General features: G+C 62.8%; 16 protein-coding genes. 15 read left to right on the top strand and 1 reads right to left on the bottom strand.

Going from position 1 to position 15,223, the window contains the following annotated elements; genetic code table 11:
• From NLM33_RS01030 to NLM33_RS01020, 3 genes are read left to right on the top strand one after another with little or no spacing between them, the layout of a single operon-like run.
• Positions 1-1,278: a branched-chain amino acid ABC transporter permease gene (locus tag NLM33_RS01030; protein ID WP_254093907.1), complete on the top strand. Its 1,278-nt coding sequence runs from the start codon at positions 1-3 to the stop codon at positions 1,276-1,278.
• Complete coding sequence (locus tag NLM33_RS01025) at positions 1,275-2,087, top strand: ABC transporter ATP-binding protein (RefSeq protein ID WP_254093905.1); 813 nt, start codon at positions 1,275-1,277, stop codon at positions 2,085-2,087. The genes NLM33_RS01030 and NLM33_RS01025 overlap by 4 nt, the downstream gene beginning before the upstream one ends.
• Entirely contained in the window at positions 2,084-2,824 is a 741-nt protein-coding gene (locus NLM33_RS01020) for an ABC transporter ATP-binding protein (RefSeq protein ID WP_254093903.1), read from the top strand. Before NLM33_RS01025 ends, NLM33_RS01020 begins: the two co-directional genes overlap by 4 nt.
• A gap of 49 nt (positions 2,825-2,873) precedes the next feature.
• Here the strand turns inward: NLM33_RS01020 and NLM33_RS01015 are convergent, their stop codons facing one another.
• Complete coding sequence (locus NLM33_RS01015) at positions 2,874-3,794, bottom strand: LysR substrate-binding domain-containing protein (RefSeq protein WP_254093900.1); 921 nt, start codon at positions 3,792-3,794, stop codon at positions 2,874-2,876.
• Between the two features lie 98 nt (positions 3,795-3,892).
• On the opposite strand from NLM33_RS01015, the gene NLM33_RS01010 reads away from it, so the two are divergent.
• From NLM33_RS01010 to NLM33_RS00955, 12 genes are all read left to right on the top strand, one after another.
• Positions 3,893-4,669: an ABC transporter ATP-binding protein gene (locus NLM33_RS01010; protein WP_254093898.1), complete on the top strand. Its 777-nt coding sequence runs from the start codon at positions 3,893-3,895 to the stop codon at positions 4,667-4,669.
• Entirely contained in the window at positions 4,666-5,388 is a 723-nt protein-coding gene (locus NLM33_RS01005; protein ID WP_254093896.1) for an ABC transporter ATP-binding protein, read from the top strand. Before NLM33_RS01010 ends, NLM33_RS01005 begins: the two co-directional genes overlap by 4 nt.
• 1 nt (position 5,389) lies before the next feature.
• Complete coding sequence (locus tag NLM33_RS01000; protein ID WP_254093894.1) at positions 5,390-6,304, top strand: branched-chain amino acid ABC transporter permease; 915 nt, start codon at positions 5,390-5,392, stop codon at positions 6,302-6,304.
• Between the two features lie 4 nt (positions 6,305-6,308).
• Positions 6,309-7,382 (top strand): branched-chain amino acid ABC transporter permease, encoded by a 1,074-nt coding sequence (locus tag NLM33_RS00995; RefSeq protein WP_254093892.1) that lies wholly within the window; start codon positions 6,309-6,311, stop codon positions 7,380-7,382.
• A gap of 30 nt (positions 7,383-7,412) precedes the next feature.
• Complete coding sequence (locus tag NLM33_RS00990; RefSeq protein ID WP_254093890.1) at positions 7,413-8,600, top strand: ABC transporter substrate-binding protein; 1,188 nt, start codon at positions 7,413-7,415, stop codon at positions 8,598-8,600.
• A gap of 88 nt (positions 8,601-8,688) precedes the next feature.
• A complete protein-coding gene (locus NLM33_RS00985) occupies positions 8,689-9,417 on the top strand; it encodes a LamB/YcsF family protein (protein ID WP_254093888.1) in 729 nt (242 codons plus the stop codon).
• A gap of 43 nt (positions 9,418-9,460) precedes the next feature.
• Positions 9,461-9,703 (top strand): acetyl-CoA carboxylase, encoded by a 243-nt coding sequence (locus NLM33_RS00980; protein WP_254093886.1) that lies wholly within the window; start codon positions 9,461-9,463, stop codon positions 9,701-9,703.
• 16 nt (positions 9,704-9,719) lie between these two features.
• Complete coding sequence (locus NLM33_RS00975) at positions 9,720-11,114, top strand: acetyl-CoA carboxylase biotin carboxylase subunit (protein ID WP_254093884.1); 1,395 nt, start codon at positions 9,720-9,722, stop codon at positions 11,112-11,114.
• A gap of 43 nt (positions 11,115-11,157) precedes the next feature.
• Positions 11,158-12,033, top strand: coding sequence for an allophanate hydrolase subunit 1 (locus tag NLM33_RS00970; RefSeq protein WP_254093882.1), 876 nt, complete (start codon positions 11,158-11,160; stop codon positions 12,031-12,033).
• Complete coding sequence (locus NLM33_RS00965) at positions 12,023-13,000, top strand: biotin-dependent carboxyltransferase family protein (protein WP_254093880.1); 978 nt, start codon at positions 12,023-12,025, stop codon at positions 12,998-13,000. Before NLM33_RS00970 ends, NLM33_RS00965 begins: the two co-directional genes overlap by 11 nt.
• A gap of 166 nt (positions 13,001-13,166) precedes the next feature.
• Positions 13,167-14,132: a LysR family transcriptional regulator gene (locus NLM33_RS00960; protein WP_254105614.1), complete on the top strand. Its 966-nt coding sequence runs from the start codon at positions 13,167-13,169 to the stop codon at positions 14,130-14,132.
• Between the two features lie 110 nt (positions 14,133-14,242).
• Complete coding sequence (locus NLM33_RS00955) at positions 14,243-15,202, top strand: helix-turn-helix domain-containing protein (protein ID WP_254093879.1); 960 nt, start codon at positions 14,243-14,245, stop codon at positions 15,200-15,202.
• The last annotated feature ends 21 nt before the right edge of the window (positions 15,203-15,223 follow it).

Below are 15,223 nucleotides of genomic sequence, written 5' to 3'. Positions count from 1 at the left end.
ATGGCCCAGGGCCGGTTTCCCGATAGATCCACGTGGTTGATTGCTTATACGCTAGCCGTAACCCTGCTCTGTGTTTTCGTCTTCACTGGCAATGGCCTGATCGACACGGTGGCGTTCCTCGCGCTTCTCGTCCCGCTCTTCATAGCGAGCGACTTCGACAAGACCGATCCGCGCGTTGGCCGGCTCGTGCTGGCCTTCGTGCTGCTGTGTGCCCTGCCCGTCATCGGGATGCGCAACACATTCTATCTGGATGTCGCCATTCAGGTCGGCATCTTTGCGGTCCTGGCGCTGGGACTGAACATCGTGGTCGGTTTTGCCGGCCTGCTGGATCTCGGATTCATCGCGTTCTTCGCGGTCGGTGCCTACCTCTGGGCCATTCTCAGCTCTCCCCACGGAGCCGCGTTGCTTGGCTCGGGATTTCCACTGCAAGGCGATGCGTTCTTCGTCATCGCGATCGTCGCCGTCTTTGTCGCCGCTGGTGCCGGCGCGCTGCTCGGACTACCGGTGCTAAGGTTGAAAGGCGACTATCTCGCGATCGTCACGCTCGGTTTCGGCGAGGTCATCCGGGTCCTGGCCAACAACCTCGACAAGCCCGTGAACATCACCAACGGCCCGCAAGGGGTCGCGGGGATTGCGCAGCCGCTCACAGAGGCCGCTCGCGCCCTCGCGACTGCCACGACGGCGCCTGCTTTCAAATGGCAGGCGCTGATCTATTACGCTGTCGTGCTGGCGCTGGTTCTCGTAGCCGTGCTGGCCAATCGCAGGCTGGACAGCTCCAGTATCGGGCGCTCGTGGGTTGCAATCCGCGAGGATGAGATCGCAGCGCAAGCCATGGGCGTTCCGCTGGTCAGGACCAAGCTGATCGCCTTCGCGACCGGCGCGGCCTTTGCGGGCACAATGGGCGTCCTCTTTGCCGCGAAGCAGACCTTCGTCAGCCCCGAAAGTTTTGATTTCAATCAGTCGATCGGCATTCTCGCGATGATCGTGCTGGGTGGACTCGGCTCGATACGAGGCGTGATGATGGGGGCCGGACTCGTCACGATCCTCAATCTGCAGGTCCTCAAATCGCTTTCGGCGGGATTGAACCACCTGCGCGCGACCGGATTTGAGATCTTCGGCTGGTCCTTCGCCAACCTGCCGACGCAGTTCGAGCCATCCAAATACGAACGGCTGATCTTCGGCCTCATTCTTATCGCCATGATGCTGTACCGTCCGCGTGGACTGGTCCCTGCCGAACGGCGTCCAATCTCGGCCCGTGACGCGAGGAGAGCCTCGTGACCAGCAATCTCCTTCTGGACGTGACGAACTTGCGCAAGTCGTTCGGCGGCCTGACCGCAGTTGACAACGTCACTCTCAAAGTAGAGCGCGGGTCGATCATTTCGGTGATCGGGCCGAACGGTGCGGGCAAGACCACCTTCTTCAACCTGATCACCGGAATATACCGGCCCGACGTTGGCGTGGCGTTGCTCGACGGCGTTGACCTAGTCGGCCTCCGGCCCGATCAAGTCGCGGCCGCAGGCCTTGCGCGGACCTTTCAGAATATCCGCCTGTTCGCGGGAATGACGGCGCTCGAAAATGTCGTCGTCGCAAGATCGATGCATATGCGTTCAGGGTATTGGGGGGCTCTCTTCCGCACGCGCGTCTACGCAAATGAGGAGCATTCCGCGATCGCGGACGCTTTTCAACTGCTTGAATTTGTCGGCCTCGCCGACAAAGTGGACACGTCCGCGGGCGGTCTTGCATATGGCGAGCAACGGCGTCTTGAGATCGCACGCGCGCTTGCCACGAGGCCAAAGCTCCTGCTGCTCGACGAGCCGTCCGCCGGAATGAATCCGCAGGAAACGGAGGACGCCAAGGCGCTGATCCTGCAGATCCGCTCGGAGCTTGGCATTGCGGTCGTGCTGATCGAGCATGACATGCGGCTTGTCATGACCGTTTCCGATCACATCGTCGTACTCGACTACGGCAGCAAGATCGCTGAGGGCGGAGCGGACGACATCAGGGCGCACCCGAAGGTGATCGAAGCCTATCTCGGGCGCGGCGTTGCGGCGCGAACGGCCACATCGGAGAGCGGAAAGACGTCATGACGAATGTATCGGGAGTGGCCGGCCGTCCTCTTCTTGAAGTCAAAAATATCGACGTGTTCTACGGAGCAATCCACGCGATCCGCGATCTATCGGTGATAGTGAACGAAGGCGAAATTGTTACGCTTATCGGCAGCAATGGCGCAGGAAAGACTACAGCACTTGGTGCGATCTCGCGCCTGCTACCAATCCGCTCCGGCGACGTCCTGTTGGACGGACGCTCGCTCGGATCGGTGCCGCCGCATGAAGTCGTGCGCCTTGGACTCGCGCATGTCCCGGAGCGGCGCCGCATCTTTGCCGATTTGACCGTGATCGAGAACCTCGAGATGGGCGCCTTCACGGTCGGCTCGAAGGCCGATATCGCCAGCCGAATGGCCGAGATGCTCGACCTGTTCCCGCGGCTTGCCGAGCGACGCAAGCAGTTTGGCGGTACGCTGTCGGGAGGCGAGCAGCAAATGCTCGCCGTGGCCCGCGCGCTCATGCAGCGCCCGCGGATACTCCTGCTCGACGAGCCATCGATGGGACTTTCACCCCTCTTCGTTGAGCGCATTTTCGATATTGTCGAGACGATCAACAAGCGCGGGGTCACGATCCTGCTTGTCGAGCAGAACGCTCATATGGCGTTGGCAATCGCCGACCGTGGCTATGTCCTGAAGAATGGCACGATTGTCGATCAAGGCAGTGGCGCCCAACTCAGGTCGGACGAGAGTATCCAGGCCGCCTATCTCGGGGCGCACTGAAACCCAGAAGCGCAATCATTCCCGTTCCGGAGCATGTAAGAAGCATCCGCTAGTCGAATTGGACCGGTTCAGACCCGGGGTAGGAATGAGCGACGAACTCGCAGAACGCGCGAGCCGCCGGAGAAAGCTTCGCCTTGCTCTTCCAGGCAAGCCCGACATCCATGGTATGGACATCATCATCGAGTGTCTTGTGATCGATGCGATGTCCCTCGAGCGACCACGGACGATAGACCATGTCCGAAAGGATGGTGATTCCCATGCCGGTCGCAACCATGCTGCGAACGGCCTCGACCGACAAAGTGCGGAAGATGACGTTCGGAACGTGCGTCGTGTGCTGCCAGTAACACATTGCGGAGCGTTCGGCTTCGTCGACGGTCAGCATCAGATAGGGTTCGCTCGCCAGATCCGCGAGCTTGATGCTGTCTTTCCGGAGGAGCGGATGATTGGCACACGTCCACAAGCGACGCGGCGAGCGCAGCAACAGCCGCGAGCGAATGGAGTGCCGGTCATGCAGATTCGAGACGAGCATGACCGCCGCATCGACGCTGCCGCTGATCAGACTCTGCTCGATCGCATCGCGCTGAAATTCGTGCAGGCGTACCGTTATACCTGGAAAGGAACGCCAGAAACGGGACAATAGCGGCGGCAGGAAATATCCAGCGACGGTATAGCTGACGGCCACGTCGACGGTGCCGTCAACCTGCGTTCCCCAGCGATGCGGGCCGCGCATCGCATCTGACACACTCGCCTCGATGGCGCGGGCGCGCTGCAAAAACTCCTGTCCGTCGAAGGTCAGCGTCACGCCGTTCGAGTGACGGTCGAACAGCTTGCGGCCGAGCTCGGCTTCCAGCGCCTTGATCGAGGCCGTAACCGCCGACTGCGTCACGTTCAGAGCGGCCGCGGCCGCCGAAACGCGTCCGGTTTCGGCCGTGGCGATAAAATGCCGAACCTGACGGAACGTCAGAGACATCAAAATTTCCGATATCAGTGAACGATATTTCGAATTTTACAATCACCCGGCGGAACGGAAAAATCAATCCATCGGTTCGCGGGTGAGAAGGCGTTGAGATGATGTCCGGTGGCTTGGAGTTGGTCGCTCGCGATGTCAGCGTCCAATTCGAAGGCTTGAAAGCGTTGTCCGGGGTTACCCTGGCGGTACCGCGGGGGCGCATCACCGGGCTGATCGGCCCCAATGGGGCCGGCAAGACCACCCTTATCAATGTGCTTACGGGTTTTCAGCCGGTTGGCGTCGGTAGCGTCGAACTGGAAGGCGAGCCGCTCAACGGCATTGCGGCGCACAAGCTGCGCCGCAAAGGCGTGGCCCGGACCTTCCAGTCGGGCCGACTTTTCCGCGACCTGCCGGTGATGGACAACCTGGAGGTAACTGGCGTCGGCCTCGGCCAGGCCCGTCGTGATGCGATTGCGGAGGCAGAGCGTGTCTTGGCCTGGCTCGGCATTTCACATCTGGCGGGCACCATCGCGGGCGCCCTGCCCTACACCGACGAGCGCCGCGTCGCTATCGGCCGCGCCATCATGTGCACGCCGCGCTATCTGCTGCTCGACGAGCCTGCAGCCGGCATGTCGGAACACGAGAGCCACGATCTCGCCGCAAGCATCCGGCGGATCGCGAGCGAGCTCAACGTCGGCGTGCTCCTGATCGAACACAATATCGGCCTCGTTCTCGAACTCTGCGAGCGCATCTTCGTCCTCGACTCCGGCGAAATCATCGAAATCGGTACACCCGCAGAGATCCGCGACAGCGATGCCGTGCGACACGCCTATATGGGCACGCAGCGCGACGAGTTGATTCCGCCGATCGTCGCTGAAGAGGCAGTCGCGTCATGACGCTGCTCGCCGTCGACGACATCACGGTCAGCTACGGGCGCTTGACGGCCCTGCGTGGGGTCACGCTGAAAATCGACGAAGGCGAAGTCTTGTTCGTGACTGGCCCGAACGGAGCCGGCAAGTCGACCCTGCTCAACGCCATTGCGGGCGTCGTGCCGCCCGGATCGGGCTCCATCACGATGGACGGCGTAAAAGTCGCCGGCGCAGCACCGGAAGACATCGCCCGACGCGGATTTTCGCTGGTGCCGGAGGGGCGGAACGTCTTTGGCGCGCTGACGATCGAGGAAAATCTGAAGGTCGGCACCGGCATGCGGACCGACCGGAAGAAGATCGCAGAGGACCTGGAGTCCGTCTACGAGGAATTCCCGATGCTGGCCGAGCGCCGCCACACCCCGGCCGGCATGCTCTCCGGCGGCCAGCAGCAGATGCTCGTCATCGGTCGCGCCCTGATGGCCGCACCGCGCATCATGGCTATCGACGAACCGTCGCTCGGCCTCGCGCCAAAGATCATCGACCAGGTCTACGAGATCCTGGTGCGGCTGCGGGCACAGCGCAAGCTCACGCTCCTGATCGTCGAGCAAAGCTCGACCCGCGCCATGATGACCGGTGGACGGATGGTCCTGATCCGCGGCGGTCGCATCGTGCTGGAGGGGGCAGCCGCCGACATGATCAAGGATGATCGCCTGAAGCAGGCCTATTTCGGCTTCGGAGATCACTGAGATGACGGAGATCCTGCAGATCGTCTTCGACGCCCTGAGCCTCGGCAGCCTTTACGCCCTCGGTGCGCTCGGAATCGCCTTGATCTTCGGCGTCATGCGGCTCGTCAATTTCGCCCATGGCGATTTCATCGCCTTCTGCGTGTTCGCCATGCTGTGGCCGTCGATCAGTGCGGCGGCGGTCGTGTTTGCAGGTCAACTGCCGTTCTATCTGCTGATCCCGCTTCTCCTGCTGATCGGCGCCACGCTGTCGATCCTCTCGGAGATCGTCGTCTTCCGCCGGTTCCGCAACACCAATCCGGCGACGATGATGATCGCATCCTTCGCGCTCGGCTTCGTCATTCGGCACCTCCTGCTGATGCTCTATTCGAGCCGGCCAAAATCAATCACGCTGTGGCCTAGCCTCGGCCTGCCGGTGGAGTTCCTCGGCGCTCACATCCCGATGCTGCAGGTCGTGACCATCGTCATTACGCTGGTCGTTCTGATCGTGCTCGTCCTGTTCCTCAAGCGAACGCGCTATGGGCTGGAGATGCGGGCGGCGGCCGAGAATTTCACCATGGCCCGCATGCTCGGCGTCCGCGCCAATGGCGTGATCCTGCTGGCCTTCGCCATTAGCGGCATGCTGGCCGCAGCGATCGGCCTGATCCTGGCCACCAACTCCGGCACCGCCGACATCGGCATGGGCGCCAATGTGATGCTGATCGCCTTCATTGCGACCGTGATCGGCGGTCTCGGCAGCATTCCGGGAGCGGTTGCCGCCGGCTTCCTGATCGGCGGGGCGAGCGTCGTGTTCCAGGCAACCTTGCCGCATGACGCCCGCGTGTTCCGCGACGCTTTCGTCTACGGCGCCGTCATCGTCGTGCTCCTGGTGCGGCCGCAGGGCCTGTTCGCACCGAAATCCGCCAAGCAGAGAGTCTGATCGAATGTCGACGCGACCATCCGTCATCCGGCAGACGATCGTGACACCGATCATCCTGATCGTGGCGCTGCTCATCATGGCCGCCCTCACCTATCAATTCGGCAGCCGGGCCTTCAACCGCACCGCGGTCGAGATGTTCATCAACATCATGGTGGTCGTCGGCCTCTACGTCTTCGTCGGCAATTCCGGCCTCCTGTCATTCGGCCATATCAGCTTCATGTGCCTCGGCGCCTACATGACCGCCTGGCTCGCCATCCCGCCGGTCATGAAGTCGATCACGCTCAAGGGACTGCCGGCCTGGCTGCTGCATACCCAACTGCCCATGTGGGTGGCGACCCCGATCTCGGGCGTGTTCGCGGCACTGTTCGCGCTGATCATCGGGCGCGTGATTATGCGCCTGTCGGGCATCGCCGCGTCGATCGCGACTTTCGGCCTGCTCGGCGTCGTCAACAACGTCTATTCGAACTGGGACTCGGTGACGGGCGGACAAGGCTCGATCGTCGGCATTCCGCCGACCATGAATGTCTGGATCGGGTGGCTCGGTGCGGGGGTCGCTATCGCGATCGCTTACCTTTATTCGATCTCGCGCTCGGGGCTTGCGCTCCGCGCCACGCGCGACGAAGCGGTCGCCGCAAGCGCCTCCGGCATCGACATCGTCCGCGAGCGGCTCATCGCATTCGTCGTCAGCGCCTTCATCATCGGGCTCGCCGGTGCCGTTTACGCTCACTTCCTCAGCATCGTCAATCCGGGCGCGTTCTATCTGCGGACGACCTTCGTCACACTGTCGATGCTGGTGGTCGGCGGCATGTACAGCCTCAGCGGGGCCGTCTCGGGCGTGGTCGTGATGTCGGTGCTGATCGAGCTGTTCCGCAATCTCGAGAAGGGCATCAGCCTCGGCGGCCACACCGTCGCATTGCCGAATGGCGTCCAGGAGATCGCGATCGGCATCATCACCATCGTCATCCTGATGTACCTGCCCACGGGACTGACCCGCAACCAGGAATTCTCCTGGCGCGGATGGCCGTTGCAGCGGCGTCTGGCGCGACCCGTCCAGACGGCGCTGAAGGAACTGAACTGACGTTCGTTTGCTCAATTGGAGGAGTGGCTCATGCGTTTGAATACAGTACTTGGCATTCTGGCCGGAGCGTCCGCGCTCTGGTTCACGCCGGCCCAGGCGGCCGACGAGATCGTCGTCGGTTTTGCGACCGCGGCATCCGGATTCATGCAGGCCTATGACAAGCCGGCGCAGGATGCGGCCCTGATCCGGATCGACGAGATCAACAAGGCTGGCGGCCTGCTCGGCAAGAAGATTAAGCCCGTCTTCGCCGACACCAAGACCGACCAGGCCGAAGGCGCCAAAGCCGGACTTGCGGTGCTCGACCAGGGCGCCGACCTCGTCATCGTCTCCTGCGACTACGATTTCGGCGCGCCCGCCGCGCTACAGGCGCAAGCGGCGGGCAAGGTTTCCTTCTTCCTCTGCGCGGAGTCGATCAAGGCCGGCATTCCCGGCGTCGGCCCCTTCTCGTTCTCAGCCTCGGTGCTCGCGGCCGTACAAGGCGCGACCATGGCGGAGTGGGCCTACAACAAGAAGAACGCGCGCAACTTCTACCGGCTGCTCGATAGCTGGACCGTCTATAACAAGGGAATCTGCGACGGCTTCGACTGGCAGATGCCGCATCTGAAGGAAGCGAAGCTCGTCGGCAGCGATACTTTCAAGAACGATGACGCCTCGATCGCCTCGCAGATCACGCGCATCAAGAGCCTGCCGAAGGAACCGGATGCCATCATGCTCTGCACGATGATGCCGGGCGCCGTTTCGGCCATCAAGCAGATCCGCGCCGCCGGAATCAAATCGATGATCCTGAACGGCTCCGGCGTCGACGGCAGCTACTGGCTGAACGCCGTGCCTGACCTCTCGAACTTCTATGTCCCCGTACAGGGATCGGTCTATGGCGACGACCCCAATCCCAAGGTCAATGAGTTCAACAAGAAGTACAAGGAAGTTACCGGTGGCGATCCGTCCAGCCAGTACGTCTATCCCGGCTACGTCCTGATCGACGTCTGGGCCAAGGCGGTTGAACGCGCCAAGTCGACCGATGCGGCCGCCGTCGTGGCCGAGCTCGAGAAGATGAACAACGAATCCACACTGTTCGGGCCGCGCACCTTCACCAAGGACATCCACCATCAGAACCAGGGCCGTTACCTGATCGTCGACACCGAGGCTGGCAAGCCAAAGGTGGTCGATCAGTGGACGATCTCGGAGAAGATTCCGCTCGACTATCTGGTGTCCAAGTAAGCCGGCAATGCGCCGTCCGGGGCACGCCAGGCGCACCCCGGACGGCCTTGCTTCTTCGTCTGCAAAGTCGTTGGGAGGAAATGGAGACATGGTCGTGATCAACTGCGACATGGGCGAGGCTTACGGCCTCTACAAGATGGGCGACGACAAGGCACTGATGCCCCATATCGACGTCGCCAACGTCGCTTGCGGCTTTCACGCCTCCGACTTCAATCACATGCGCAAGACGGTACAGCTCGCCAAGGAGTTCGGCGTCAAGGTCGGCGCGCACCCCTCGCTGCCGGACTTGCAGGGCTTTGGCCGCAGGGAGATGAAAATCAGCCGCGAGGAGCTGGCCAACTGCCTGCTCTATCAGATCGGCGCGCTCAAGGCGTTCCTCGACGCTGAGGGCATGGCGCTCAATCACATCAAGCCGCACGGCGCGCTCTACGGCATGGCATCGCGGAACGAGGACATCGCGGAAGCCGTGGCGGATGCGGCCGACGTCTACAAGGTGCCCCTGCTCGGCATGAAGGGAACGCTGCATCAAAAGGTCTACGAGCGGCGCGGCCACACCTTCGTCGCCGAATATTATGCCGACCTCGACTACAACGCCGACGGCAGCCTCATCATCACCCGCGAGCACGAGGCCAAGGACCCCATCGATGCCGCCTCACGATGCACGCGCGCCGTGAGCGAAGGCAAGACGCGGACGGTGGCTGGAAACGACATCACCGTCGGCGCCGATTCGATCTGCATCCATTCCGATACGCCAAACGCGGTAGCGATCGCAGAGGCTGTTCGCGAAGCGGTCCGTCCCTATCTCACGGCGCGCTGAACCGGCTCGCCGACAACCAACGCAATCACGTCACGAGGAACCCATGGCAACCCAACAGATATTCTCGCCGCTTCCGGGCATCTTCTACCGCAAGCCTGCGCCGGACAAGCCGGTCTACAAGGACGACGGTGACGTCGTCGCGGATAGCGACACGATCGGGCTGATCGAGGTGATGAAATCGTTCAACGAGGTGAAGGCTGGCGCTGCCGGCAAGATCCTGCGTTTCCTCGCCGAGAACGAGGAACCCGTGATGGCCGGCCAGCCGATCGCCGAAATCGACGTTTGAGGCTTTCCGCATCTCCATGGCGATCAAAAAGCTCCTCATAGCCAATCGCGGCGAGATCGCGGTGCGCATCATCCGCGCAGCGCGCGAGCTCGGCATTGCGACCGTCCAGGTCTACAGCAAGGCCGACAAGGACTCGCTCGCCGTCAGGCTTGCCGACGAGTCGATCGAGATTGGCCCACCCCAGGCGTCCAAATCCTATCTCAACCAGGCCGTCATCCTCGACGCGGCCAAGAGCACCGGCGCGAACGCCATTCATCCCGGCTACGGTTTCCTGGCCGAGAATGCCGAGTTCGCGGCGGCCGTCGAGGCGGCGGGGTTGATCTTCGTCGGCCCGACCGCGCAATCGATCCGGCTGATGGGCGACAAGGTCGCCGCGCGCGAGGCGGCTGCTTCCGCCGGCGTTCCGACCGTCCCCGGCAGCCAAGGGCCCCTTGAGTCGGTCGAGGCCACCTTCGCGCTGATCGAACAAACCGGCTTCCCCGTGATGATCAAAGCCGCGGCCGGCGGCGGAGGACGCGGCATCCGGATCGCACGCTCGGCGGACGAGTTTCATCATTTGATGCCGCAGGCGCAGGCCGAGGCGCTCGCAGCGTTTGGCGATGGCCGGCTCTATGTCGAGAAGCTGATCGAAGGCGCGCGGCACATCGAGGTGCAGGTGCTTGGCGACGGACACGACGTCATCCATTGCTTCGAGCGCGAATGCTCGTTGCAGCGTCGCCGCCAGAAGGTCTGGGAAGAAGCGCCCTCGCCTTCACTGGCTCCAGCGGTCCGTGAAACGCTTTGCGCCTCTGCTGTCGCGCTGGCCAAAGCGGTCAACTATCGCGGCGCCGGAACGCTCGAATATCTCTACGACGACAGGACGCACGACTTCTATTTCCTGGAGATGAACACCCGCATCCAGGTCGAGCATCCCGTGACGGAGATGATCACCGGCATCGACCTCGTGCGTGAGATGATCCAGATCGCCGGCGGCGAGCGTTTGCGTATCCGCCAGGACGAAGTGCGTGTCAGCGGTCATTCGATCGAGGTCCGCATCAACGCCGAAGATCCCGCGAAGAATTTTCTGCCGAATCCCGGCACCGTCAGCGCGCTCGGCGTGCCCGGCGGCGACGGCGTACGCTTCGACAGCATGCTCTATCAGGGCTACACGGTGCCTCCCTTCTACGACAGCCTGCTCGGCAAGCTGATCGTGCATGACAAGGACCGGCCGAGAGCGATCCGAAAGCTCGAACGCGCGCTTGCCGAGCTCAACGTCGAGGGTCTGGCGACGACGAAGCCACTGCATCAGGCGCTCGCACGCGATGCCGATGTGCAGGCCGGACGCTTTCATACGGCCTGGCTCGAGCCATGGCTGGAGTCCCATGCCGCGACGCTTGCGGCGCCGTTGCCGACCGCAAAGGTTGCCCCATGATCGCGAGAGAACCCGCCCCGTCAGCAACAGGAGGCCGCTAGTCATGCAAACCCGATTTTCCTTTGGCGGTGATGAGCACATCTTCGCCGAAGTCGGCGAAGCGATGTCGCTGGAGGCATTCTTCAAAAGCCTCTTCGTCACCAATGCGCTGCGCGACGCCAAGATCAAGGGCGTGACCGAGATCTGCCCGGCGAATGCGTCCTATCAGGTCAAGTTCGACCCTGACCAGATCAAGCCCGACGATCTCCTCACCGAGCTGAAGCGGTTGGATACGGGGTCCGAGAAATCCGAGCCGGTGATCAAGACGCGGATCATCGAAATCCCCGTGCTCTACAACGATCCCTGGACGAACGAGACCCTGATGCGCTTCCGCGAGCGGCATCAGGATCCCAACGGCACCGATCTCGAATACGCCGCGCGCATCAACGGGCTCGATAGCGTCGATGCCTTCATCAAGGCGCATTCAAGCGCCCCCTGGTTCGTCTCGATGGTCGGCTTCGTTGCAGGCCTGCCCTTCCTCTACCAGATGGTGGAGCGCAAGCGGCAGCTTCAGGCACCGAAATATCTGCGGCCGCGCACGGACACGCCCAAGCTCACCGTCGGGCACGGTGGATGTTTCAGTTGCATCTATTCAGTGCGCGGTGCTGGCGGCTACCAGATGTTCGGCATCACGCCGATGCCGATCTACGATCCAAATCAGAAGATCAGTTATCTGCGCGACTTCATGTGCCTGTTCAGGCCGGGCGACATCGTGAAGTGGAAGCCGATCGACAGGGCAGCCTATGACGCGGCGGTCGCCGATGTCGATGCCGGGCGTTTTGCGCCGATCATTCGCGACGTCTCGTTCTCGCTGACCGAGTTCAACCGCGATATTGATACCTATAACCGCAAGCTCGATGGAGTCCTCCATGGCCATTAAGGTTCTCAAGCCGGGTCTTGCAACCACCGTCCAGGACCTCGGGCGCCCCGGCTACTATCACATCGGCATCCCGCTTTCCGGCGGCATGGACCGTCACGCGCTCGCGGCGGCCAATTTGCTCGTCGGCAATCCGGAAGGTGCCGCCGTGCTCGAGGCCGTGTTCATGGGGCCAGAACTCGAATTCACCGAGGACGCCACGGTCGCCGTCACCGGCGCCGAGCTGCCACCAAAGCTCGATGGCGAACCGCGCGAGACATGGACCAGCTTCAAGGTGAAGCGCGGCCAGATCCTCTCGTTCGATTTCCTCAAGCAGGGCGCGCGCGGCTACATCGCTGTCGCCGGCGGCATCGATGTTCCCGTCGTTCTCGGCTCGCGCTCGACTTATGCGCTCGGCGCGCTCGGCGGCTTCAAGGGCCGAAAGCTCGAAGCCGGCGACGAGCTGCCGGTCGGCAAGGCAGCAACAGCTGTGAAGGATGGCCGCACGGTCGCAAAGGATCTGCGCGGCCAGCCGGCGGGCATGCCGACGGAGCTGCGTGCCATGCCGGGCCTCTATTGGCACCGCATCACCGAGGCCGCCGGCAACGGCTTCTTCTCCGACACCTGGAAGGTAGCGCCCGAAGCCGATCGCATCGGCTACCGCTTCAAGGGCGGCAAGCCGCTCGAATTCGTGCCGCGCGAGCCGCCGTTCGGCGCCGGCTCAGATCCCTCCAACATCACCGATGCCTGCTATCCCTACGGCTCGATCCAGGTGCCCGGCGGCACTGAGCCGATCGTGCTGCATCGTGACGCAGTCTCGGGCGGTGGCTATTTCATGGTCGGCACCGTCATCGCCGCGGACATGGACTTGATCGGGCAGCTTCAGCCCAACACGCCGGTCAAGTTCGTCAAGGTCGGCATGGATCAGGCGCTTGCAGCCCGCAAGAGCCGCACGGAGTTGCTGGGCAAGCTCCGGTCTGCCCTGGCGTAGTCGCCGGAGGTCCGAACGATCTGGCGCCCCGACCGGCACCGGTCGGGGCGAACAGGTGTGTCTGCGCCGTCCTACCAAACGCCCTCGTTCGGCACGAGAGTTGCCATGGGCACGCTGGGGCTGAGAAACACCAGACATGAGCTATGCAAACATCGGAACAACCGCGATGTCCGTTTCTCTGAAACAGATCCGCTATTTCGTCGCCGCAGCCGAGACCGGACGCATCAGCCAGGCGGCCATGGACCTCAACGTCTCGCAATCGGCCGTGACCGCGGCGATCCAGCAGCTCGAAGCGACCGTTTGCGCACGCCTCCTGGAGCGCACGCCGAACGGCGTGACCGTGACCATGGAAGGCAGCCGTTTCCTGTCCCAGGGCCGTCAGATTCTTGCTGCGGTCGCGGAAGCGGTGCGCAGCACGCACATGTCCGCGGGGCCGCTGTTCGGGACGGTGCGCATCGGCGTGACCTACACGGTGTCCGGCTATTTCCTGCCGCGCCACCAGATGCGTTTCCAGGCGAGCTTTCCCGGCATCACGATCGAGCTGTTCGAGGCCCCGCGCGACGTGCTCGAACGTGCGCTCGTCGACGGCGCGCTCGATCTCGCGGTGATGCTGGTCTCCAACCTGCGCGACAATGCCATGCTCGTCAGCGAGACCTTGTTGCGGTCGCCGCGCCGGCTGTGGCTTGCACCTGAGCATCCACTGACCCGCGCGGAGCGGGTGCATCTCGCGGAGATCGCGACTTATCCTTACGTCATGCTCACCGTCGACGAGGCCAAGCACACCTCGATGCGCTATTGGACCCACGCGGCGCTCGAACCGAAAACTGTCTTCCGCACCTCCTCCGTCGAAGCGGTGCGCTCCATGGTTGCAGGCGGCATGGGTATCGCCATTCTGTCCGACCTGATCTACCGGCCCTGGTCGCTGGAAGGGCAGCGGATCGAGACCCGCGTCATCGAGGATGAGGTTCCCAGCATGGACGTGGGCCTCGCCTGGCGGCGTGACACCAAACTGTCGGAAGCCGCCAAGGCGTTCCTCGATTTCATGCGCTTTGCGGTTGCCGGCGTCGGCCCGGCGAGGCCCCCGGTGAGCCTCGAACACCGGCATCGGCCCGAGGAGGCAATCGAAATCTAAGATATCTGTTTCCGTTTTATTCGACTTGACGCAGTCCGGCTGCCCTCGCCACACTTGCGCGGGGACACGACGACCGGGGATGCAACACAGCCGGCGGCGGGGAGTGAGACATGGAAGTCACCTACGCGACCACCGACATTCCGTTGCAAGCCCGGCGTCAGTACTGGCAGGACGTCGTTTCCAGGACCTATTTCTCGCTGGACCTGCGTTTTCCAAGCCGCAGCGACTTCAACGCCAGCCTCGGCGCCTGGTCCATGGGGCCCGTCTCCGTATCCCGAAACATCGCCAATGGTCTGCTCTACAAGCGTCACGAGCGGCATCTCCAGAACGAGCGGGAAGAATCCTTCCTGATCACCGTGCCCGAGCTCGCGGAAATCCGCTTCGAGCAGGACGGCAAGGATGTGCGCTGCCGGCCCGGCGCCTTCGTGATCGAGCGCAGCCACCTGCCCTACGAATTCAGCCACCATGATCCGGCGGCGCTGTGGGTGCTGAAAATCCCCAGCGCCGTGCTGCGCGCCCGCATCACACGCCCCGAACGTCTCGCCACGCTGCAATTCGATGCCAACCGGAGCGTCGGCGCGCTGTTCGTCGACACGCTGCGGCTCGCCGGCGAACGCATCGGTGAGATGGACGAGACGGCACGCGCGATGATGGGCAAGCATCTGATCGAGCTCCTGGCGATGGCCATCGAGTCCGACGACCGCGTGCTGACCGGCCACTCCTCGTCCGTGCGCAACGGCCATCTCCATCGCTGTGAACATTTCATCCGCGGTCGCCTCGACGACATGCGGCTCACACCCCAGATGATCGCCGACGGCTGCGGTATCTCGCTTCGATATCTGCACCAGATTTTCGAGGGAGAGGGTATGACCGTCTGCGCCTATATCCGCAACCAGCGACTTTCGATGTGCGACGCCCTGCTGCGCGATCCCAATTGCCGCAAGAGCATTTCGGAAATCGCCTATCAATGGGGCTTTGCGGACCAGGCACAATTCAGCCGCAACTATCGCGGCCGGTTCGGTCGTACACCGAGCGAGGCGCGAATGACCTCACGCGCCTCCAATTCCTGAAAACTGCGTCCCCTGACGTTC

The organism is Bradyrhizobium sp. CCGUVB1N3, from assembly GCF_024199925.1.
Lineage (GTDB): Bacteria > Pseudomonadota > Alphaproteobacteria > Rhizobiales > Xanthobacteraceae > Bradyrhizobium.
This window is presented reverse-complemented; position numbering and strand designations above follow the sequence as displayed.